The sequence below is a fragment of the Flavobacterium oncorhynchi genome (genome assembly GCF_002217355.1).
Taxonomy (GTDB): domain Bacteria; phylum Bacteroidota; class Bacteroidia; order Flavobacteriales; family Flavobacteriaceae; genus Flavobacterium; species Flavobacterium oncorhynchi.
The window spans coordinates 42,358-64,230 of the sequence record NZ_MUHA01000006.1; the positions used below are offsets into that span (position 1 = coordinate 42,358).

At 33.8% G+C, this 21,873-nt stretch carries 18 protein-coding genes and 1 other RNA gene; 13 read left to right on the top strand and 6 right to left on the bottom strand.

The window, feature by feature from the left end; translation table 11 throughout:
* The first annotated feature begins 28 nt into the window (after nt 1–28).
* The 10 genes from B0A75_RS20845 (at nt 29) to B0A75_RS04775 (ending at nt 11,238) form a co-directional block, all read left to right on the top strand.
* Nucleotides 29–2,479 carry a phage tail tape measure protein gene (locus B0A75_RS20845; RefSeq protein ID WP_089053144.1) on the top strand — a complete coding sequence of 817 codons (2,451 nt, stop codon included), beginning with the start codon at nt 29–31 and terminating at the stop codon, nt 2,477–2,479.
* Nucleotides 2,479–5,232: a PKD domain-containing protein gene (locus B0A75_RS04735; protein ID WP_089053145.1), complete on the top strand. Its 2,754-nt coding sequence runs from the start codon at nt 2,479–2,481 to the stop codon at nt 5,230–5,232. The genes B0A75_RS20845 and B0A75_RS04735 overlap by 1 nt, the downstream gene beginning before the upstream one ends.
* 2 nt (nt 5,233–5,234) lie before the next feature.
* Entirely contained in the window at nt 5,235–5,453 is a 219-nt protein-coding gene (locus tag B0A75_RS04740) for a hypothetical protein (RefSeq protein ID WP_089053146.1), read from the top strand.
* A gap of 5 nt (nt 5,454–5,458) precedes the next feature.
* Nucleotides 5,459–5,974 (top strand): hypothetical protein, encoded by a 516-nt coding sequence (locus tag B0A75_RS04745; RefSeq protein ID WP_089053147.1) that lies wholly within the window; start codon nt 5,459–5,461, stop codon nt 5,972–5,974.
* A 7-nt stretch (nt 5,975–5,981) separates the two neighbouring features.
* Nucleotides 5,982–8,744, top strand: a complete 2,763-nt coding sequence (locus B0A75_RS04750; RefSeq protein ID WP_089053148.1) for a beta strand repeat-containing protein — start codon at nt 5,982–5,984, stop codon at nt 8,742–8,744.
* 26 nt (nt 8,745–8,770) lie between these two features.
* Complete coding sequence (locus B0A75_RS04755) at nt 8,771–9,034, top strand: hypothetical protein (RefSeq protein WP_089053149.1); 264 nt, start codon at nt 8,771–8,773, stop codon at nt 9,032–9,034.
* Between the two features lie 96 nt (nt 9,035–9,130).
* Nucleotides 9,131–9,670: a phage holin family protein gene (locus B0A75_RS04760; protein WP_089053150.1), complete on the top strand. Its 540-nt coding sequence runs from the start codon at nt 9,131–9,133 to the stop codon at nt 9,668–9,670.
* 2 nt (nt 9,671–9,672) lie between these two features.
* On the top strand, nt 9,673–10,113 hold the full coding sequence (locus B0A75_RS04765) for a CHAP domain-containing protein (RefSeq protein WP_089053151.1): 441 nt from the start codon (nt 9,673–9,675) through the stop codon (nt 10,111–10,113).
* Nucleotides 10,110–10,730 (top strand): hypothetical protein, encoded by a 621-nt coding sequence (locus B0A75_RS04770; protein ID WP_089053152.1) that lies wholly within the window; start codon nt 10,110–10,112, stop codon nt 10,728–10,730. Before B0A75_RS04765 ends, B0A75_RS04770 begins: the two co-directional genes overlap by 4 nt.
* Before the next feature lie 124 nt (nt 10,731–10,854).
* Nucleotides 10,855–11,238 (top strand): hypothetical protein, encoded by a 384-nt coding sequence (locus tag B0A75_RS04775; protein WP_089053153.1) that lies wholly within the window; start codon nt 10,855–10,857, stop codon nt 11,236–11,238.
* 28 nt (nt 11,239–11,266) lie between these two features.
* Here B0A75_RS04775 and B0A75_RS04780 read toward each other — a convergent pair whose 3' ends face one another.
* The 3 genes from B0A75_RS04780 to B0A75_RS04790 form a co-directional block, all read right to left on the bottom strand.
* Nucleotides 11,267–12,427: a tyrosine-type recombinase/integrase gene (locus B0A75_RS04780; protein ID WP_089053154.1), complete on the bottom strand. Its 1,161-nt coding sequence runs from the start codon at nt 12,425–12,427 to the stop codon at nt 11,267–11,269.
* 122 nt (nt 12,428–12,549) lie between these two features.
* Nucleotides 12,550–12,947: a transfer-messenger RNA gene (ssrA, locus tag B0A75_RS04785) on the bottom strand.
* A 66-nt stretch (nt 12,948–13,013) separates the two neighbouring features.
* Nucleotides 13,014–14,216, bottom strand: coding sequence for a serine hydrolase domain-containing protein (locus B0A75_RS04790; protein WP_089053155.1), 1,203 nt, complete (start codon nt 14,214–14,216; stop codon nt 13,014–13,016).
* Between the two features lie 240 nt (nt 14,217–14,456).
* Between B0A75_RS04790 and B0A75_RS04795 the strand changes: the two genes are divergently transcribed.
* A complete protein-coding gene (locus B0A75_RS04795; protein WP_089053156.1) occupies nt 14,457–15,659 on the top strand; it encodes an NAD(P)-dependent oxidoreductase in 1,203 nt (400 codons plus the stop codon).
* Between the two features lie 131 nt (nt 15,660–15,790).
* Here the strand turns inward: B0A75_RS04795 and fumC are convergent, their stop codons facing one another.
* On the bottom strand, nt 15,791–17,176 hold the full coding sequence (gene fumC, locus B0A75_RS04800) for a class II fumarate hydratase (RefSeq protein ID WP_089053157.1): 1,386 nt from the start codon (nt 17,174–17,176) through the stop codon (nt 15,791–15,793).
* 357 nt (nt 17,177–17,533) lie between these two features.
* Here fumC and B0A75_RS04805 point away from each other — a divergent pair, with 357 nt between their 5' ends.
* Nucleotides 17,534–17,707 (top strand): hypothetical protein, encoded by a 174-nt coding sequence (locus B0A75_RS04805; protein WP_089053158.1) that lies wholly within the window; start codon nt 17,534–17,536, stop codon nt 17,705–17,707.
* 210 nt (nt 17,708–17,917) lie between these two features.
* On the opposite strand, the gene B0A75_RS04810 is transcribed toward B0A75_RS04805, so the two are convergent.
* Nucleotides 17,918–20,380 carry an outer membrane beta-barrel family protein gene (locus B0A75_RS04810; protein ID WP_089053159.1) on the bottom strand — a complete coding sequence of 821 codons (2,463 nt, stop codon included), beginning with the start codon at nt 20,378–20,380 and terminating at the stop codon, nt 17,918–17,920.
* Nucleotides 20,381–20,473: 93 nt separating this feature from the next.
* A complete protein-coding gene (arsC, locus tag B0A75_RS04815) occupies nt 20,474–20,818 on the bottom strand; it encodes an arsenate reductase (glutaredoxin) (RefSeq protein WP_089053160.1) in 345 nt (114 codons plus the stop codon).
* A 114-nt stretch (nt 20,819–20,932) separates the two neighbouring features.
* On the opposite strand from arsC, the gene B0A75_RS04820 reads away from it, so the two are divergent.
* A complete protein-coding gene (locus B0A75_RS04820) occupies nt 20,933–21,865 on the top strand; it encodes a CPBP family intramembrane glutamic endopeptidase (RefSeq protein WP_089053161.1) in 933 nt (310 codons plus the stop codon).
* Nucleotides 21,866–21,873 lie beyond the last annotated feature (8 nt).

Genomic DNA, 21,873 nt, shown 5'->3' on the forward strand with positions numbered 1-21,873 from the left:
CTTTTACCTCACTACAAACAGTACTTTCATGGCGAGTTTAGCAACGATAAATGTCCGTTTTTCGGTGGATTTAAAGCAGTTCTCTAGTGAGATGCAAAACGCTTTACGCCAAATTGAAAAAACTGGAAAAGAGTTTCAAAAAGTAGGTAGAATGATGTCTACTTATGTGACTACTCCTATTTTGGCTGCTGCTGCTGCTTCTATAAAATTTGCTAGTGATTACGATGAATCTTTGAATAAAGTTGATGCAGCTTTTAAAGGTTCTTCTGCTGAAGTGCGAGCTTTTGCAAAAACGTCTTTAGAGACATTTGGTATTGCTGAAGGTACTGCATTAGATATGGCGGCGGCATATGGTGATATGGGTACGTCAATGGGATTGACTAGAGCTGAAGCGGCTAAAATGTCAACGTCTTTAGTAGGTTTGGCTGGTGACCTGGCTTCGTTTAAAAACATAAGCATCGATGTGGCAAATACTGCATTGGCTTCCATTTTTACAGGAGAAACTGAAAGTTTGAAAAAAATGGGTATCGTAATGACTGAGGTTAATCTAATTCAGTTTGCATTGAACTCAGGCATTAAAAAGAACTACAAAGAAATGTCTCAAGCTGAAAAAGTGAACTTGAGATATAATTATGTTTTGTCAGTTACGAAAAATTCTCAAGGTGACTTCGCTAGAACTTCGGGCGGTGCGGCTAATCAAATGAGGATTTTTCAGGAATCTATGAAGCAATTGGCTCAGCAGTTTGGTGCGGTTATTCTTCCTGCATTTACTCGTTTGGTTAAAAGTGTGAATGGTATCATTAAGAGTTTTACAGAGTTAAGTGAACCTACAAAAAGAATAATTATAATTGTGGCAGCTTTAGTTGCCGCAATTGGTCCTCTCTTGGTTGTGATAGGTAGTTTGCTTGCTTTTGTTCCTGCGATTGTTTCGGGATTTACTTTGGTATCAGGTGCTATGGCGGGTATTGTGGCAACTGTTGCGCCTGTTATAGCTGGGTTGGCTTTGTTGTATGGTGCGTACTTGATTTTAAGAGAACGTACAGAAGATGCTGCAAAAGCAACAATTGAGCTAACAGCTTCTCAAAAGTTGGTTCAAAAGGTTACCGATGAGGCAACTACTTCTATTGTTGAACAAAAGGCAAATTTGGAGCTTTTGCTTTTGACGGCTAGAAATGATAATGAGACAAAAGCTGAAAGATTGAAAGCGATAAAGGCAATTAATAAAATCTCGCCTGAGTACTTGGGTAATCTAACGCTTGAGAATATCAATACCGATAAGGCACGTATTTCTTTAGAGAAGTATAATACAGCTTTGCTTTCAGGAGCAACTGCAAGAGCAGCGGCAAGATTGCTGGAAGAAAATCAAAGTGCAAAAATCAAAGCTGGTTTTGAACGTGAAAAAGCTTTGGCTGATTATAATGAGAAACGTAAGGAAGCTATAGCAAAAGGCTGGGAAGTTGAAAAAGCTTTTTACGAAGAAAATAATCGTTTGATGCAGTTTGCGAATGAAGCGCTAGATCGTAAGAATGCTAAATATGATTCTGAGGCAGAATTGCTTATTGATATTTATAATAAAAACAAAGCAAATTTAAAGCTTGTAGAAGAAACTGCAAAGCAACAAGATGTAGTTGCAGAAGGTACTGCTAAAAAACATAAAAACATAGATCCATTTGAAGCTAAAAAAAGTAATTTATCTTATGGGACTGTTGCGGCTTATGATGTTGAAATTGCTAAGTTAAAACAGTTTCGTGATGAAGTTGCTACTACAGCGGTTCAGGTGGCTATGGCGGACAAGGCAATAAAGAGTTTGGAGTTTGGAAAAGCTTTAAATTTTGATCCTACTTCTTTGATTGCTATTTCAGGCGGTTTCGAAAAGCTTCAAACTGAAATGCAGGCAAAAGCAAACGGTATTGCAAACTCAATAAATAGTATTGATGCGGCTGCGACATTAATGAAGAAAAATATTGCTGATGCTGCGCTTCCTGCTTTGAATGATGCTTTTGCTACTTTATCTGATGGTATTGTTGAGAGTTTGGGTCTTGCAAAAACTGGTTTTCAAGGTTTTATTGGTGGTTTGGTTTCTACTGTGTTAAAGTTAATATCAATGATGTTGGCTTCGGCTTTGTCTCAATCAATCGCTGGTGCAACGGCTTCGGGTACGGCAACTGGTCCGGCTGCAATATTTACTACTCCAGCTTTTATAGCTACGGCTGTTGCAGGGGTTATAGCGGCGTTTGCTTCAATTCCAAAATTTGAAAGTGGTGGTGTTGTTGGTGGGAATTCTTTTTATGGAGATAAGATTTTAGCTCGTGTTAATTCGAAAGAATTAATCTTAAATCAATCTCAGCAGGCGAGTTTGTATGGTCAGTTGAATGATAATGGCGGTTATGGTGAAATTATCGCTGAACAGAGAATAAGCGGCGATAGTCTTATTCTGATTTATAAAAGAGCAATGGAAAGAAAAAACCGAATTGGCTAATGAGTTACTATATCGACATAATTGATCAAGAAAAAGATGAAAATCGTTTTGTTTTGGAGAAATCTTCTAGTGGAGGAATTATCCTGGCTTGGAATGGTGGTGATAAAAAAGATGAGCTAGCGGTTGTAGGGACAAGCTTGGAGTTTGATATAGCACATAGTGAATTAGTTGATGCAAAATTTATAGGATTTTTTACTGGTAACGAAATACGTTTTAAAGTAGAATTGAGAAATCAGAGCGATGATGTTTTGTTATGGAGTGGACATTTAGTACCTGATAGATATTCTGAGCCATATACAAACAGTGTGACATTTGTTAGTATAACAGCAGTATGTGGACTTGGAAGATTGAAAGGAAAATACCTTCCTGAATCGTATTATCGTGACGAAAAGAGTGTAATCGATATTATCTGCGCTTGTTTAAAATTAACCAGTATGGAGCTGAATGTTTTTTTTAATCCAGCAATTGAAAATTCAAAACAAAAAGACTGGAATCAAATTTATATTGATACAAAATCTTTTTATACAGATGAAAAAAAGACAAAAAAACGAGATGCTTATGTTGTTTTAGAGCAGTTAATGAAGGACATAATGTGTGTTTGTTTTCAGGCGGATAATCGTTGGAATATTGAAGGATTGAATAAGCGAAATATAAGAAGTTATCTTGCTAATCTTTATGATATGAATGGTGTTTTGTTAACTCAAATTGACGGAGTAAAGTTGCTTAAAAGAATAAAAGCTTTAGCTAGACCTGACATTACAATGATCCCGCCTTATAATATGATTTCGGTAAGCCATGAAAGAATTCCGCAGGCGTTTCCTGAAACAATAGGAATTGAAAAAAATGAGGGTTGGTCAGTTATGCCTGGCGTTAAAGGTGAAGTCTATTCGACAGACTGGAATGGTAACGATGATTTTTACAGTGTGGCTGTGTTTCCGAATTATGCAAATTCAATACTGAAAGATTATTACGTACCGCCGCCGCCATTGGGAGGAATTCCTATTGTTGCGCCATTTGATGAAAATAAGTTTATTAATCTTAAAAACAAGATCTATTTATATAAGTTTCAAAAGGTTACTATTTCTGCTACATTTTCAATTTTAAAATGGAGTAAAAACATGGAAGCATCTGATCTTAATGCATATGTTAATCCTTTGTTGTATCAGTTTTTGCTTAATGATCAAGTCGTGTTTTCAAATCGTAAGGTTACGATTCCAGAAAACGAAAGTTTGTTTTTTGAAGACGGAAAAGCTGAATTATCTTTTGAATGGATAGTTCCTGAAGATGGGTTACTGGATGTGAAGTTTTGGCGTCCTAGTGGCTCGGTTTATGAAACTAATATAGTTGGTTTTGAAATTACAAAATTGGCAATTGCTCCAGTTAATTTTGAGGAAACGTATACTGTGACTGATTTGATTTCGGATGAGTTTACGATTGACACAGAGGTTGAATTAGAATATGCTGATGATGATTCCGCCTTTAGTAAGGCGTTTCGATTAGCAAAGTTAAATGAAGCTACAATTGATTATAATACAATCTTAATCCCTGTATTATATGGTTTTTCTCAGAATGGATATTTTTATTCAGTAGTTGATTTAAAAGGCGCTAATCTGATAAAGGATAATATTAATACAGTTATGTATGAGGATACTTTATTGGAAAATCTTGAAGTGATCTACAATTATATGGCAGCAACCGAAATGGTTGTTAAAACGGGTTTTGCAATCACAACTGGAAATTTCACGGTTAAAGTGTATAAAAATAATGATGTTTTAGGTAGTAGGGTTTCTTGGATGCAATGGACAGATGCTGTTTATAAAATTGAGACTGATCGTTATCAAAAAACAGTTTGTAATATAATCCGAAGAATGTTTAATGAGGCTTCTGAAAAATTGGATTGTGTGGCTTTGAATGCTGTAAAATTTAACGATTTGATTTTGTTTAAGTATGTCTATGATAAACAATTTGTAGTAACAAACTGCTCTTGGAATTTGGATGAAAACAAAACGACATTAACGCTTTCAAGAGCTATTTATAGAGATTCTGGTGATTCAGGAACTGATCCGACGAACGTTCCTCCAATAGTAAATGCAGGTGTTGATATTGTTTTAGAAGATAGTCAGACTTCAGTTGTACTTTCGGCAACTGCTTATGATGTTGATGGTTTTATTGTTTCTCAACAATGGGTAAAAACACTAGGTGGTTTTGGTGATATTATAATTTCACCAACTAGTTTAGAAACTGTGATAAAAAATCTAACTGAAGATGAGTATCAGTATAAAATTACAGTTGTAGATAGTGATGGTGCGACGGCGTTTGATACTCTTAATATAATTAGAAGAAAGGATTATGAAGTTACTTTAGAACTTGTGTTTTTGGAAAATGCTGAGTATATGCAGGCACGTTATAAATTGAAAGTGAATCCGAATATACCTTCTGATTTTAATTTGATTGTAAAAGGAAGGGCTTATTTATTTGCTTACAATACTGGAAATACACAGTTTAAAATAACAAAAAACGGTGTAGATATTTATGTTCATAATTCAAATTATGCGTCATACGATGATCTTCCTTTTTCAATTGGATATATCTCTACTGATGAAATATTTTTTGAGCTTTTTCAATCCGGTGGCTTTCCGGTTATAAACATTGGTAGTTCATGGATTGATTTAAACTCGGCAGAATTTGTATCAGGAGCTGGAAATATTTTAGGTGTACCGTATAGATATCAACCAGCAAAATTTATTGTATAGACATGGCAAAAAATATACAAAGAATAGGAGTAGGGAATAGAAGGTTTCCTGGCATAAATGAAAATGTAGGGATTTCAGAACCAGGAATATTCACATTCGATAGTACAACGGTAACTTTTGATAGTATAGTTGATACGTTCGATTTTGATATTGTACAGCTTCCTCCTGAAATTAAAAGAGATTATAAAGAAGTTGATTATTCAGAACCTGATTATAAGTAAAGATTATGGCAGATATTACAGAGAATGAAGTAAGACAGTTTATTGCAGAGAATCTTCAGGATGCGTCAGATATTCCAGCGCTTCGTCATAGGGCGGTTGAGAATAAAATAATGGATTATGTTTCGCAGGAAATAGGTAAGGTTGTTAAGTCTAAAGAGTTGTTTCTTGAATCTTTTACAGTAGATAGAAATTATTCGATTTCTTCAGGTTTACCTGCAAATTCTATTATCAGCTGTGCGATTGCGATGTTGGTATGTAAAAATTCTAATAATGGATTTGCAACGGGAGAAACAGTTACAGCTCCAACGCCATATCCTACTGACAGCGGTAGAACAGCGGCGCAAGGTATAGGGGTTCAGTTTAATAACTTAAGTATTGATTCTGTAAAAGTGATGGTGAATGATCAGATAACGATTATGACGGCGTATAATTCGACATCAGGTGCGTCTGCAAATAATGTAATAATAGGTGGAGCAGGAGCTGCAGACTGGAAGATAAAAATAATTATTATTTATAAGTAAGAAAGATATGTTACAGGATTTATTTATAGGGAGTGCTCCAAACGATAAGACAGGAACGCCTGCACGACAAGCTGGTCAAATGATTAATGATAATTTTGCTTATTTAAATAGCAGAATTACGACCATTCAGAGTCCTGATGCTGTTTTGAAAAGAGGTAATATAGAGACTAGTGTTTTAAATGTTCATGTTGATGCTGATGCTTTTGAATGGCGAATTGCACAAATTGAGTTCTTGGATAATCCTGTATATGATGTAGTTTTAGATGCAGCAACTGATGGTTATTATCGAAAAGATGTTTTGCTTGGTAATAATACAGGAGGTTACAATATTTTTAAAGGTAATGAAGATCCGACTTCAGCAACTGAGCCAAATTTATTTCCAAACGGAACGATCAAGCTTGGGGTTATTGATGTTTATGGGGCAGCTATCACAGGATCAATTGTAGCCGATGATTTTGAATTGATTGTAAATAAACAAAACTCACTAATAGTAGATGGAACGGGTGTAAAATATCCTACTGTTGATGCTGTTAATGCAGCTTTATTGTTAAAAGCTAATGATAATACTGTGCTACACAAAACAGGCAATGAAAGTTTTTCAGGTGTTAAACTTGGGGTAGATGGAGCAGGAAAACAATTAGCATTATTAGGAACTGATGGTGTAGTATCTGCTAATACATTGACTACTAATAACACTCCTGCTTTTTACGGAGTGTCATCAAATTCACAAACTGTTTTTAAAGGCAGATCTACCTCTACAGGATTAGTATTTGAGGGTGGAAATTCTGGAGCAATTACTTCTACAATTAATTCAGACGGTGATATAACAGGTAAATCTATATCAGCAGTTACAGGTGTTTTTACAGGAGCTGTATCAGGAATTAATCCAACTGCAAATAATCATTTTGCTACAAAAGCTTATGCTGATGGATTATTGGTTGGCTTATGGAATGATCGAGGAAACTACAATCCTAATACTAATTCAAATGCTTATCCATCTACAGGAGGAAGCGGAACTGCTGGAGCAATTATAAAGGGAAATGCTTGGATGATTAGCGGTTTAGGTACTGGAGTTACAGCGACTATTGGTACTAAAACTGTAAACGATGGTGATGTTGTTAGAGCTTTGGTAAACACTCCTGGTAATACAGATGCTAATTGGGCAGTTGCAGAAAATAATATTGGTTTCACACCAGCTAATGATGCAAACGTCATACATACAAGCGGAGCTGAAACTAAAACAGGGCAGCTTATTGTGTCTCATAGTTTAAACTCTCAAGCATTAGGAGGTCAGAATACTGGGAGCGGGATAGGAGTTGCTGGTTACTCAAATACAGGTTTTGCACTGTTTGCAAATGCTACTAATGGAATAGGTTTAAGAATAAATCACAGCACAGGGAATACCTCTAGGTTAATGTCACTCGGTGTTAATAATGGAGAGGTTTTAAGCTCTGATTATTTGGGAAATCTTACTGCTAACTCATTCGTAAAGACAGGAGCTTCGGCAAGTGATATTTTACTAGGTAACGGGACAACTATTGGAAATAGTAGTTTTTTACATACTACAGGAAATGAGAATTTCTCAGGAACAAAAACAGGTAACACAGGAACAGGTAAACAGGTTGATCTTTTAGGAAGTTCAGCAGCTCTTTATGCTGTTACTTTTTCAACAAATGCTACCCCTGCTATATTAGGGAGTTCTTCAAATTCACAACCCGCTATCGTAGCGTTTGCAGGTGTAGGCGGATCAGGGAATAATTTCGAGGGTAGAAATCAAGGAGCGACAACCTTTACAGTTAATAAAGTAGGTGATGTTTCTGCAAATGGTAATTTTATTGCAACTGCTGGAAAAGGACTAGTATATGATGGTGACATAACAAGGATAATTACACCCGAAGATAATGAGTTTGGGGCATTGATAAAATATTCCGCATCAGGAGGATTTAGAGTTTATCAAGGCTCATTGGAAAGAATGAGAATCGCGAGTAATGGAAATATGGGAATAGGTGTAACCAATCCTCAACAAAAAGTTCATACTAACGGTGCTTTTAGTTCTGCAATTACAAACCCTGTAAATGGTAACGTTTTTGGTACTTATGGTTTTAGTGTTTCGGTCTATCCTAATCTATTCGCAGAGATATCTTCAGTAGCAGATGGAGTTAATTGGTATAATAGTGCTGCTTTAATATTTAAAACGTCTTCGTCGGGTGACATAACAGCAAGTTCTTCTATTGAAAGAATGCGAATTACAGGAACTGGCAATGTTTTAATAGGAACTACAACAGATACAGGAAATGATAAGTTACAAGTTAGAAAACCGTCAGGCTATGGAGTTGGTATAGGAGATAATGAGGTAATTAATGGACTATCTCCAACAGGATACAGCGGTTTATATTTACAACACACAGGTAACAGTAATAACCTTACTGTGTGTAATGGTGGTGGAAAAGTACTAGTAGGGACACCTACAGACAACGGAATCGATAGATTACAAGTAAACGGTACTATTTCGACCACAGGGGTATCCCTGAAAACTGGAACAAATGTCGATGTGTTATTTAATGACACACCAGTGTTGAGTAGTTCCGTGGCCAGTACATTGTCAATAGATTTTGGAGCTGGTAGTGGTTTGGCTATATTAGAATCATTTAAACAAGATTCTAATGATTATGGGATTCAAAGAATTACCTATACGACAGGTACACCTAAAGGCAAAATGTATGTAAGAGTAAAAGATGCAGGAACTTGGACTTCTTGGGTAGAGAAATAAATAATTAATAATTAAATATAAAAAAAATGGAAATCAATTTAAACGCAAATTTTGTAGGGTTAGACGGTAAGCAAATGGAAAACAATAATATGGGGCAGTTAGTAGCTCAATTATTGTCTCAATCGACAACTGGAGATTCTCTTAAATTTTGGGATTGGGCTGTAAAATTAAATGCTGGAAAAAAACTTGATTTAGATCCATCTGATCATCAAACACTAAAGAGTTTTATTGAGAGCTGCAGTACAATTATAGTATTAGCAAAGGCTCAAATTTTAGCGAAGATTAAATAGTAAAAAAAACCTTCCTGTAATTGATGGGAGGTTTTTTGTAGTTGTCTTGTGCTTAAAAAAAAATGATTATTAGAAATAATGTAGTTTAAAAATATTATGAAAACATTAATTGCTCTTTCGATTCCAAAATTTTCTCTTTTAGCTTTTTTATTTAAAAAGCCAATTTTTATTGTACCTGTTGTTCCGGTTATAGCTGTTACTAAGCTAGTTGTTTCGTTTGAGGGGATGTGCTGGTTGTTATTTTGGACTTTTTTGGCTGATTTAGCTTCAGGATTGCTTGCTTCTTATTTTGATTGGAAAAAAAGTGATCATCAAGAACGTTGGTTTTTTGGAAAAGGTGAAGGCTTTTCAAGTGAAAAGGCAAAAAAAATGGTTGTTAAGGCGATTGTTTACTTAGGACTGCCATTAATATTAATTCAGCTTCAGCAAATATTGTTTTTAAAAAACTTCAAATACAGTAGATTGTCAGATGCTGAATTTGAATGGGCTACGATTGCGCTGATGGGTTTCTTTTTTATTGAAATGTTTTCGATTTTTCATGAAAATTTACCTAGATGTGGATTTAATCTTTGGCAAATTTTGAAAAAAATATTTGGAGTGTATAAGGATGTGAAAAAAGAACTTAAAGAGGATTAACTATGAACGAGATTTTAAAAGTTGCAGAAAAAGAAATTGGACAAACTGAAAAGCCTGCTAATTCTAATAAAACAAAATATGGTAAATGGTTTGGTTTAGATGGGGTTGCTTGGTGCGGTATATTTGTTTCCTGGTGTTATGCGCAGGCAGGATCTCAATTACCAAAAATTGGTTTTCTGAAAGGTTATGCAGGATGTCAAACTGCTGTAGCATATTTTAAAAAAATGAATCAAACGACAAGTAAACCAGTTGAAGGTGATATTGTTTTTTTTGATTGGAATGCAGATGGCAGGTACGATCATACAGGTTTGTTTGTTAAGTGGGTTAATGATAAAGAGTTTCAAACAATTGAAGGGAATACTAGTTTTGGGAATGATAGTAATGGAGGAAATGTAATGAAACGTGTCAGAAAAAATAAAAACGTAATATTTGTTCATCCATGATTACTTTGAGTTTGATATGGAGTAATGTAAAAATATTTGCTGCCATAGTTTTAGTTATTGGAATCGTTTGGATTTATAAGGACAAAGAATTTTATAGAGCCGAAAATGTGCGTCAAAGTGAGAATGTAAGTTGGTTGAGAAAGTATGATAGTTTAAGATTTTCAAATCAAGTGTTGTCATCTAAAGAGATAGAGGAACATATTACATATAATGATCCTGAGCTGAAGAAAAAACTTGAAGCTGCAAATATAAAAATCAACAGAATTGAAAGTTTGGTGTCACAAACACTAAAATATCGTGATACATCAAAAAGAGAGACTGATATATCAGGATTAATTGATGCAATTAAAAATAGTATTCCGAAACAGCAATCGTGGATTGATACAACTGAATGTATGACAGTAAAAGGAATTGCTTTATTTGATGGTCAAAAGTTAAAAGTTGCAGTTACTGATCGTCAATTTAATAATAAATCGGACGGTGTTGTTTATTGGCAGCGCCGCCAATGGAAATTTTTAGGTATTAAAACCCGCCTTTTAGGTAAAAAAGAATTTACATCTACAAACTTTGACGAATGTGGAGAAAGCCGGATTATGAAAATTGAAAAGAAAAAATAGTTTTTTTTATTTAGTTGGTTAGTTGGAAAAGCGCTTCAGAAATGGATCGCTTTTTTTTTTGTTATGATTTAGGACAACTGCATATTGTAATCTGTAATAATTTTGTAGATAAATATTTTAGGTTATGACAGTAGAACAGGAATTGGAAGTTGATGCATATATACTTGTGAATTCTAAGCTGAAAGTTACTTCTAGAGGGTATAGAGCGCTTAAAATTTTGCTCGAGCATGGTAATTTATTGTATTGGTATCTAGGAAAAGATGATACCTTAGATTTGGCTAAAGTTTTAATTTATTTAAAATTTAGGTATGAACACGTTAGTGGTGGTTTGCAATTAAGAGAAAATAGTAAGCTTGATTTTTACTATTTGGTTATGTATCGAAAAAGAATAATTGTTAAAGCAAGATATGATCAAAAATATAGTCGAGTTGGAAAAGCTGAATTAGACGAAAATAAAATTGGCTGGGCTGAAAAAATAATTATAAATAGTAAAAAGAAAAATGAATAACCCCGCTAGTTGAAGCGGGGTTATGGTTTTAAAAATCAGGTGATTTTTCAAGTATTTGTTGTCGATTGACCTCTTTAATGATTTTTGCATATCTTAAAGTCATCATTTTGGAGGTATGACCATATAGTTCTCTAAGTGCATCAAGTTCTACACCTGCTAGAATTTTTTTATTTGCTCCAAGATGTTTAAGGGAATACATATCTACATTTATTTCTAATTGGTTTTTAATCAGTTTTCTCCATAATTTAGAAGCACAGTGTCGGCTTAATTTTCGTGGTCCTGGTACAAAGTCTAAATCTTTTTTAAGTCCTCTGTTTGAATACTCTCGATTTGATCCGAAAACGTAAAAGTTTTTATTCTGTTGTGATAAATTCATTTCTTCAAAATAAGCTTTTAAGAATTGATTTATTGGTACGATTCTTTCTATATTGGTTTTTGTTATTTCGGGCGGCAGAATGATCTGTGATTTGTTTAAATCTATCATTTTTATCTGAATATGTAAAAGTTCCTCAGGTCTGATTCCAGTGTGAAAAATTGAAATAATGTAGGGGTAGAAGCTTGGAAAATCTGAAAGTATTTTTTCTTTTATTAATTTTACTTCATCATCAGTAGCTGGAGTAAAAGCTGTTACTTCGCCAACTTTTAATGATTTTATACCATGTGCTGGGTTATTTTCTATTATATCCCACTGTGTTAGTTCTGAGAGAACTGCTTTTAAATATCCTAAGTTTTTGTTGAATGATTTATTTGACCATTTTCTCTGCTCCATTGTTTTTTCAATAAGGAGTTTAATATGTGCTCTTTTTGTGTCGCAAATAAGTAAGTTCTTTAGATTTGTGGACGGTAAAGCATTTTTGATAAACTTAACGGTGCTTTCGTAACCGCAAAATGTTTTTTTTTCTAAATATGCTGCTTTCTTTTCAAGTGCAAAATCTAGAGCTTCGCTGAAGGTCATTGATTTAAAATTATTAACTACATCGGGTATGTTTGGATTCCAGCCGTTTCTTAATTTGTCATGTAAGACGTCTCTAATTGAATTTGCTTCAATTAGCCTTTTTTTGTAATTATTAATGTAGTTAATTCCGAATTTGTAACGGAAAAGCTTTTGGTTGTATCTGAAATAGACAAACCACGGCTTAGAAAGATCGTCATATTTGACAATCTTTGGAGTTGAATAAATTGATTTCATTTTAATTTGTTTTAAAATTAAAATGCTTGCGGGAGTGTTAAATCAATTATTTACTAAATCTGTTCTCTTTTTGTTCTCTTTTTTTGATTATTTAATATAAACCCCTGATTGTCAGGGGTTTATAGTGGAGTCGCCGGGAATCGAACCCGGGTCCAAACAAGCAACTAAAGAGCTTTCTACACGCTTATTTCCTGATTAGATTTTCGTTGTTGAGCTAGGCCAGAAACAACCACCCAACACTTATCTTCTTAATTTTCGAAATCCACCCGAAGCTCATGGAAATCTAGGTTTATTTTTACGGTTCCCCTTGACAGAACGCCACAAACCAAGGCTTTCTAGGAGAATCCAGCTTCTCTACCTTGTAGAGACGTGGCGCAATCTTACTATGATTCGGATTATGCAGCTAAAGCGTAATTATTTTCGCCGTGTAAAAGTGTGAGATCTTATATTTACGAGCAAGGTCTCAATGCTCGACGTGCTTACTGTTCAATTCGACTTGCTGTCAAAACCAGTCGACCCCAAAAATGAGTTTGCAAATTTATGCTATTTGAATTTACTATCGATTAAATTCTTCAGAAAAATTTTGTTACTCTTCGTCTTTAAAATTAAAAGGATAATCTCCAAAGATCGGTGCTAATTTACGAACAGCGTAAGTGTTTCTATTCATTTTATTAGATAAAGCAATAATCGTTACATTTTCTTTCATCAAAGTTATGTACGATGAAGTATTACCATGCCACCAGCCATTATGAAAATAGAAGTTTTGTCCTGTTTCCCAATTAATCATTCTAATTCCTAAACCGTAGTTTTTAGTGCCTTTACGTTCGTTGCTGTATCCCGTATAAACTTGTTTTAATAGTTCAGGTTTTAAAAAATCTGGTGAGTTTCTAGCTCGGTCAAATTTTAAAAGATCACGTACAGTCGAAAAAACATTTTTATCTCCGTAGACATTATCTAGATAATCAAAACCAATTTCAACGCCGTTTCCTTTATACGATGGAACAATTTTTTTTCTGTCTTTGTCATCATCAAAAACGTAAGTATTTGTCATGCCTAAAGGTTTAAAAATCATTTCAGACATCGCTTCTTTATATTTAAGGCCTGTGATTTTTTCTATAATCAGTGCCAGCATAGCATAATTAGTATTACAGTAGCTGAAACGAGTTCCTGTTCTTGATTCTAGTCCAATATCTTTTGTAGCCAAAATATCTAGAATGTCTTTATTGGTTAACTGGTTATGTCTGTCCCAAACTGATTTATCTCTGTCTGTAAAATAAGCATAGTTGCGCATTCCAGAACGATGATCTAAAAGCATTCTAATTGTGCAGTCTTCGTATGGAAACGTTTTTAAAATTGTATTTACTTTTTGATCTAAGTCTATTTTTCCGGCGTTTACCAATTTTAAAACCGCAGTAGCCGTCAAAACCTTACTTACCGAAGCAATTTGTACAGGAGTATTGGCAGTAATTTTGGTTCCTTCATTTTTATTAGCAAAACCGTTGTATCTTTCAAATATAATTTGACCATTTCTAGCAACCAAAAAGCTGCCGTTCATGCTGTTGTTTGGCCAGTTTTTATTGTAAAAGTGATTTATTCTGCCCGTTACCGAGTTTTTATAGGCCTGTGATATTTTCTTTTCAGGTCCTAAAGGCTTCATTTTAGGTAATGTATCTTCGACTGTTGAGGTAGTAGCTGTATCTGTTTTTTTGTCTTTACCACACGAACTTAAAACTAGTATTGAAAAAAGTATTTGTGGTATCTTTGTCTTTTTAAGGAAAATCATTTGCATCGTTCTTTAAAAACAAATATATAGAATTCAATATTTATGTTAGGCCGTTTTTTGAATACAAATCAGCTTTCTTTAACTTAAAATTAACAATTGTTTTAGGTAGTCGATTGCTAGTCAGCTTTAAACGGTTTTTAAACATTCTAAATTGTATTTTTACAACAAAACTTTAACGAAATTTGTTATATTTGAAACAAAAACGATGTAAAAAGTTATATTAATTAATGTTTTAAACTTGTTTGAATGAAATTTGGAATTATAAAAGAAAGAAAAAACCCACCAGATCGCCGTGTAGTATTTGCTCCAGATGAATTGGCTAAATTGAAACAACAGTATCATGAAGCAGTCGTAGAGGTAGAGAGTTCTGATATTAGGATTTTTTCGGATACACAATATAAAAGTATAGGTATTACAGTTTCCGATGATGTTTCAAACTGTGATGTTTTATTTGGCGTGAAAGAAGTTCCTGTTGAAAATTTAATTCCAAATAAGTCCTATTTCTTTTTTTCTCATACCATCAAAAAACAACCTTATAATAGAAAACTATTACAGGCAATTTTAGAAAAGAATATTGATTTGTACGACCATGAAACGATTGTTGATGCAAATGATCATCGATTAATTGGTTTCGGAAAATATGCAGGAATGGTTGGAGTTTATAATGGAATTCGTGCTTTTGGATTAAAGTTTGAATTGTTTAAACTTCCTAAGGCAGAAACTCTTTCTGGAAAAGATGCTTTGATTATGCATTTAAAGCGTATAACGATGCCGGCTTTGAAATTTGTCGTTACTGGAACTGGAAAAGTGGGCAGCGGAGCTAAAGAAATTTTAGACGCTATTAAAGTAAAAGAAATTACGATTGATAATTATTTGACTAAAAAATATGCACAAGCTGTTTATGTTCAGCTGGATGTTTTAGAATATAATAAAAGACTTGATGGTCAAGTTTTAGATTTTAAAGATTTTGTAAATCATCCAGAAGAATATACCTCAGATTTTGAGAGATTTACTAAGGTTTCAGATATTTATTTTGCAGGTCATTTTTATGCTAACAATGCTCCTATGATTTTGACAAAAGAAATGTTGAATGCGAGTGATTGCAAGTTGAAAGTTGTAGCTGATATTTCATGTGATGTTAATGGACCAATCGCTTGTACCATTCGTTCGTCGACCATTGCGGAACCTTTGTATGGTTATTTTCCTTTGGAAGATCGAGAAGTAGATTTCTTTCATCCTGCTGCTGTTGCGGTGATGGCAGTAGATAATCTCCCTTGTGAAATTCCGAAAGATGCTAGTGAAGGTTTCGGAGAACAATTTATGGAACATGTAATTCCTGCTTTTTTCAATGGAGATAAAGATGGAATCTTAAAACGTGCAAAAATCACTGAAAAAGGTAAACTAACTGAAAGATTCAGCTATTTACAGGATTATGTAGATGGTAAATAAGAATTTTTGTTTCAGGTTTCAAGTTTCAGGTTATTATAAAAGGGGAGGGAATTTTAAATTTTCTCCCCTTTTTTAATTCATTTTATTCGTTCGATATTTCAGCTTGAAACTTAAAACCTGAAACAAAAAAATTAAACCATATCTTCAGGTTTAACCCAGGCGTCAAAATCCTCTGATTTTACGTAGCCTAAACGAACTGCTTCTTCTTTAAGAGTTGTTCCGTTTTTGTGAGCGGTTTGAGCAATTTCTGCTGCTTTGTAATAACCAATTTTTGTATTTAGTGCTGTTACAAGCATAAGAGAATTGTCTACTAATTCTTTAATTCGTTTATAATTTGGTTCAATTCCCTGTGCGCAATGTTCATCAAATGAAACGCAGGCATCTCCAAGTAAACGTGCTGATTGCAGAAAGTTGGCAGCCATAACTGGTTTAAAAACATTTAACTCATAATGTCCCTGCATTCCGCCAACTGCAATTGCCATATCGTTTCCAATTACTTGAGCGCAAACCATTGTTAAAGCTTCACATTGTGTTGGATTTACTTTTCCAGGCATAATAGACGAACCGGGTTCGTTTTCTGGGATATGAATTTCTCCAATTCCAGAACGCGGTCCAGAAGCCAGCATTCTCACATCATTTGCAATTTTGTTTAAAGAAACTGCTAATTGTTTTAGTGCGCCATGTGTTTCAACGATTGCATCGTGTGCAGCCAAAGCTTCAAATTTATTTTCGGCAGTTATAAAAGGGTGGTTCGTGAATTTTGCAATATATGCAGCAACTTTTACATCGTAACCTTTTGGAGTATTTAATCCTGTTCCAACTGCTGTTCCGCCCAAAGCGATTTCTGATAAATGTGCTAAAGTATTTTTTAATGCTTTTAGTCCAAACGCAAGTTGAGCCGCATAGCCTGAAATTTCCTGACCGAGTGTAAGCGGAGTGGCATCCATTAAATGCGTACGGCCAATTTTTACAACATTCTTGAATTCAATAGCTTTTTTGGTCAGTGTTGCATGCAGTTTTTCGACTCCGGGAATTGTAGTTTCTACTATCATCTTGTAAGCAGCGATATGCATTCCGGTTGGGAAAGTATCATTTGATGATTGTGATTTATTAACATCATCATTTGCTTTGATAAATTGCTCGCCTTCGCCAATTTCAAAGCCTTTAAGAACTTGTGCACGATTTGCAATTACTTCGTTTACATTCATATTGCTTTGAGTACCTGAACCTGTCTGCCAAATTACTAATGGAAATTGATCGTCTAATTTTCCTTCCAAAATTTCATCGCATACTGCGGCAATAGCATCTCTTTTTTCGATGGCTAAAACACCTAAATCGTAATTCGCATAAGCGGCCGCTTTTTTTAGATAGGCAAATCCTTCGATGATTTCTTTCGGCATCGATCCAGAATTTCCAATTTTAAAATTATTTCGAGAACGTTCTGTTTGTGCACCCCAATATTTATCGGCTGGGACTTGAACTTCGCCCATGGTGTCTTTTTCTATTCTGTATTTCATTTTGTTGTAAATATGTTGTTTGTAAAATGTATTCGGTTAATGTGAAATGTAAAATGTGCTGCTTTTTTGTTTGAAACATGTGTTTCTTTTGAAAATGATTGCCCTAGCCCTGATGGAAGCGACATCCTTTTGTGGCGGTGTTCGACACAAAAGATACAGCGTACAGCAGGTTTCAGCTCCTGGAAATACTCATGTTGTTCTACTTTAGAGAGTTGAATAATATTTTTGAAAAAAGCTTATTTAAAATGAATATAAATATACGTATAAATGTTATTTCATGAAAATTGATTTAGATTTTATTGCCAAGGAAGAATTTATAACCTACATTTGTCGTAACATTCAAAAATTCCGGAAAACATGTTTGAATTTTCACAGTACTTAGGCTTTTTACTTTTCTTAACCGTACTAACTATAGGGTTTTGGTTAATGTTTTTCTTAGTTGGTTTCGTATCTTATTGGGTTACGGGAGCAAGCTGGGAAATGTTCAAAGAAAAAAGAGCCAAAAAAAGACAAGAAGAACAATCAATTTAATATTAGATTGATTTCATAAAAAAGAACCCTTTGGGTTCTTTTTTTTTGCGCCAAAAAAGGAAATTCCAATGCTTTGAGTTTAGAACTTTATCAAAATTTTAAACTTTAGGAAAGTTGGACAGCTTAGTGAAAGACTTAAAATAAAAAAATCCAAATTCCAACTTTGAAAAATTGGAATTTGGATTTTTTAGTATTGGAGTTTAATATAGATTATCCTGGGAAATCGCCGCCGCCGTCACCGCCGCCGTCATTTCTTGGTGCTTTTTCTCTATCATTTTTAGGTTTGTTAAAACGATAAGTAAATGATAAATTAAATTGACGTTTACGAAATTGCATTTCTCCATATGATCTCTGACTTTCAAGTGTAGTATCATTTTGAAGGTAAGTGTACGATCTCATAATTCTTGAATTGAAAATATCACTGATGTTGAAAGCGATTGTTGCCTTATCTTTCATAACATCTTTGCTTAAAGCAGTATTCATTCCAAATTGACCTAAGTTTTTACCTTGTGCAGTTTTTTGTTCGCCATTGTAAGTAGCATTCAATTGCCAGTCAATTTTGTATGGTAAAGTCAATTTAGAGTTGATTCTTGCAAACCAAGAATTTGCTTGATTGTCAAGATTTTGTACTACTGTATTGCCTTTAGTGTCAACATAAGTATTTTCTCCTGTTGTTTTTACGTTGTAAAGATTGAAGTTGCTGTTTACTCTCCACCATTTAAACGGAGTGTAATTTAAAGTAAATTCAAAACCAAATTTTTGCTCTTTACCTAAGTTTATAGGTCTGCTTAAAATAACAGGAATTCCATTTACTTCTTCGCCGTTTGGAGTTCTAACAAAGCTGAAAACATCTTTGGTATCTTCAAAATAAGCTGAAGTATTGAAAGTTACTTTGTCCCAACGCTTGATGTAACCAACATCATATTTGTCTGTTAATGATGGATCTAAATCAGGATTTCCTTGAAAAATGTTAACATTACTTGAGTAGTTAACAGCTGGATTCATAAAACGACCTCTTGGTCTTGTTAAACGCTTGCTGTAACTTGCTGTAAAGTTGCTTTGATCTGAAATTTCATAACTGATAAAAGCACTTGGAAACAAGTTGTTGTATTTTTTAGTGTTGAAATCATTGTTGTCTAATAAGTTTACTTGAATATTGGTGTCTTCCCAACGTAAACCAAACAAATACGAAAATTTCTTTACTTTAAAGCCGTATTGTGTGTAAAGAGCATTAATATTCTCTTTGTATTCTAAAGTGTTTGATAAGTTTGGATCTTTTGCTCCTGAATCATCTGTAACGAAGTATTGATTATTTAAATCACCAAAGCTTCCTTTATATCCCGCTTCAAACTGACCGCCTTTTCCTAAAGGTAATACATAATCTGCCTGTAACTGAACTTGTTTTTGTACTTGATCGTTTAGTGTTGTATTGTAGTTTGGAGAAGCGGTAATAATACTGCTGTTGTTATCTGTGTTTCTGGAAATAGATAAATCAGCTGTAAGTTTGTGTCCTTTATCGTTGAAATTTTTAATCAAATTCGAAGTGTATTCTACATTTTGACTATTGGTTTCTCCGTTATTTAAACGAAACGAATTACCTGTAGGGTTACTATTTGAGTCAAAATTACTGTAATTGATTAAATCTCTGGTGTCTCCAGAATTTTTTTGGTAATTGATGGCGTTTGTCCAGAAAGTATTTGGAGCAACAGTCCATTCGATTCCTGCTCTTCCGTTAAATCCGTCAGATTCTCTTTTGGTATCACGATCTTCATCTAAGAAACCTTTTGGTGTACCATCAGCATTGTAGTAAGAGGTGTTGGTTAAACCACCTCCTTCATTAGTTCTGTGGTTATAGCCTAGAGTAGTAAAATAGTTTAATTTTTCTGTTTTATAATTTAGATTTCCTGTTAATCCATAGGCTTCAGGAAGTCCGCCAGAAGCAATAAAAGTTCCATTAAAACCTTGATTTTTACCTTTTTTAAGAACAATGTTGATGATTCCAGATCCTCCTTCAGCATCGTAACGCGCTGATGGATTTGTGATAACTTCAACTTTGTCAATTGCATCTGCAGGAAGCTGGCGTAAAGCCTCTGCAACATTTATAGCATTAGAAGGTCTTCCATCAATTAAAATTCGGATATTGTCGCTTCCTCTTAAACTTACATTTCCTTCAGTATCAACAGAAACTGATGGTACATTGTCTAGAACGTCACTAACAGTTCCGCCTTTTACAATCATGTCTTGACCAACATTATAAACTTTTTTGTCTAGTTTAATTTCTACTGTTGATTTTTCTGCACGAACAACAACTTCATTTAATTGAGCTGCATCTTCAGATAAATTTATAACACCTAAATTAGTATCTCCTTTAATACTTTTTTGCTTTAATTCAGTTGATTTAAACGAAATAAATTCAATCTTAATATCATAAATTCCCGGTGCAACTGCAACATCAAATTCACCTTTGGGATTGGTGATTCCACCAGCAATAACTTTAGTATCGTTTGGAGCAGTTATTGAAATTGTTGCATATTCCAACGGTTGTTTGCTTACTTTTTCTAAAACTTTTCCAGTAACTTTTACCTTGTTTTTTGCAGGCGGTCCCTGCTGTGCATAGTTGTAAAAACTTGTAAAAAGCAATACAAGGATTACAGCGAATTTGATTTTCTTCATTTTTTTTTTGGTTTCTTTGATTCTTTAGACCGCAAATGTAGCTTTTGGTTTAAAGTATAAGATCATAAAAAAATGTTAATTTGGTATTTAGTATTAATCTAAAAAAGAAGCCACTTTATCTAAATCTCTCCCAATAATTGCTTTTCCATTTTTTATAACAATTGGACGTTCAATTAGAATTGGATTATCTGTCATTGCTTGAATAATTTCATCATTAGTCAATGTTTTTTCTTTATAGTTTTCTATCCAAATTTTTTCTTTGGTTCTAACCAATTCAGCGGGCTGAAGGTTTAATTTTTCAAGAAGTTCTTTTAATTCACTAAAGCTTGGTGTTTCAGTTAAATATGGAATTATTTCATATTCTTGATTTGTCTGGTCAATAAAAGCGAGGCAGTTTCTTGATTTTCCGCAGCGTGGATTGTGATAAATTTGTATCATTTTGTTATATTTAAAGTGTGCTGAAATAGGTTCTCTAAAAAAAGCGGTATTTTAGCAATAACAAAAATAGGGTTTACTATTTAAATAGAATTCTCATTTTAAAAAATTAAATATATGTTTTTAGAGCAAGGTGTTAAACCTGAAAATAAATTTTGGAAGTATCTTTTAGGATCTGTTTTTATTATTACAGCTTCATTTGTAGGACAGGTGCCTTTTACGATTGCTGTTTTTTGGAAAAGTTTCTCAGATAAAACTGGTTTTCCAACGGATAATGATGCGGCATTAAAAATATTTGAACCAAATCTTACTTTGTTTTTAATAATGATTTCGTTTGTTTTTGCTCTAGCAGGTGTTTATTTTGTTGTAAAATACATACATCATCAAACGATGTTGTCGGTTACAACAGGGAGAAAAAAAGTCGATTGGAGCCGTATTTTGTTCTCTTTTATTTTATGGTCGGTTTTTTCTATTGCAAGTTTTTCTGTCTTGTATTTTCAAGCGCCTGAAAAATTTGTGTGGAATTTTAAGCTGATTCCATTTTTGATTTTAGTAGTTATAGGCGGCATTTTAATTCCTATTCAAACAAGTACAGAAGAATATGTTTTTAGAGGCTATTTAATGCAGGGCTTCGCAAATTTAGCACAGAATAAGTGGTTTCCGCTTATGATGACTTCATTAATATTTGGATTAATGCATATTTTAAATCCAGAGGTTACAAAAATGGGATACATAATAATGGTGTATTATATAGGAACAGGTTTGTTTTTAGGAATTATTACACTAATGGATGATGGAATGGAGCTGGCTTTAGGTTTTCATGCCGCTAATAATCTTGTGGGAGCTTTATTGGTTACTTCAGATTGGACGGTTTTTCAGACGCATTCAGTTTTTATTGATTTATCAGAACCTTCGGCAGGTTTTGATGTCATTTTTCCAGTTGTAGTGGTGTATCCGATATTACTTTTTATCTATAGTAAAAAATACAATTGGACCAATTGGAAAGAGAAATTAACGGGTAAAATTAATCTAACAGAATTATCAAATTAAATACAATC

Excerpts from the sequence above, each read along its gene's own strand:
- B0A75_RS20845 (WP_089053144.1), top strand. The coding sequence starts at position 29 with ATGGCGAGTTTAGCAACGATAAATGTCCGTTTTTCGGTGGATTTAAAG.
- B0A75_RS04735 (WP_089053145.1), top strand. The coding sequence starts at position 2,479 with ATGAGTTACTATATCGACATAATTGATCAAGAAAAAGATGAAAATCGT.
- B0A75_RS04740 (WP_089053146.1), top strand. The coding sequence starts at position 5,235 with ATGGCAAAAAATATACAAAGAATAGGAGTAGGGAATAGAAGGTTTCCT.
- B0A75_RS04745 (WP_089053147.1), top strand. The coding sequence starts at position 5,459 with ATGGCAGATATTACAGAGAATGAAGTAAGACAGTTTATTGCAGAGAAT.
- B0A75_RS04750 (WP_089053148.1), top strand. The coding sequence starts at position 5,982 with ATGTTACAGGATTTATTTATAGGGAGTGCTCCAAACGATAAGACAGGA.
- B0A75_RS04755 (WP_089053149.1), top strand. The coding sequence starts at position 8,771 with ATGGAAATCAATTTAAACGCAAATTTTGTAGGGTTAGACGGTAAGCAA.
- B0A75_RS04760 (WP_089053150.1), top strand. The coding sequence starts at position 9,131 with ATGAAAACATTAATTGCTCTTTCGATTCCAAAATTTTCTCTTTTAGCT.
- B0A75_RS04765 (WP_089053151.1), top strand. The coding sequence starts at position 9,673 with ATGAACGAGATTTTAAAAGTTGCAGAAAAAGAAATTGGACAAACTGAA.
- B0A75_RS04770 (WP_089053152.1), top strand. The coding sequence starts at position 10,110 with ATGATTACTTTGAGTTTGATATGGAGTAATGTAAAAATATTTGCTGCC.
- B0A75_RS04775 (WP_089053153.1), top strand. The coding sequence starts at position 10,855 with ATGACAGTAGAACAGGAATTGGAAGTTGATGCATATATACTTGTGAAT.
- B0A75_RS04780 (WP_089053154.1), bottom strand. The coding sequence starts at position 12,427 with ATGAAATCAATTTATTCAACTCCAAAGATTGTCAAATATGACGATCTT.
- B0A75_RS04790 (WP_089053155.1), bottom strand. The coding sequence starts at position 14,216 with ATGCAAATGATTTTCCTTAAAAAGACAAAGATACCACAAATACTTTTT.
- B0A75_RS04795 (WP_089053156.1), top strand. The coding sequence starts at position 14,457 with ATGAAATTTGGAATTATAAAAGAAAGAAAAAACCCACCAGATCGCCGT.
- fumC (WP_089053157.1), bottom strand. The coding sequence starts at position 17,176 with ATGAAATACAGAATAGAAAAAGACACCATGGGCGAAGTTCAAGTCCCA.
- B0A75_RS04805 (WP_089053158.1), top strand. The coding sequence starts at position 17,534 with ATGTTTGAATTTTCACAGTACTTAGGCTTTTTACTTTTCTTAACCGTA.
- B0A75_RS04810 (WP_089053159.1), bottom strand. The coding sequence starts at position 20,380 with ATGAAGAAAATCAAATTCGCTGTAATCCTTGTATTGCTTTTTACAAGT.
- arsC (WP_089053160.1), bottom strand. The coding sequence starts at position 20,818 with ATGATACAAATTTATCACAATCCACGCTGCGGAAAATCAAGAAACTGC.
- B0A75_RS04820 (WP_089053161.1), top strand. The coding sequence starts at position 20,933 with ATGTTTTTAGAGCAAGGTGTTAAACCTGAAAATAAATTTTGGAAGTAT.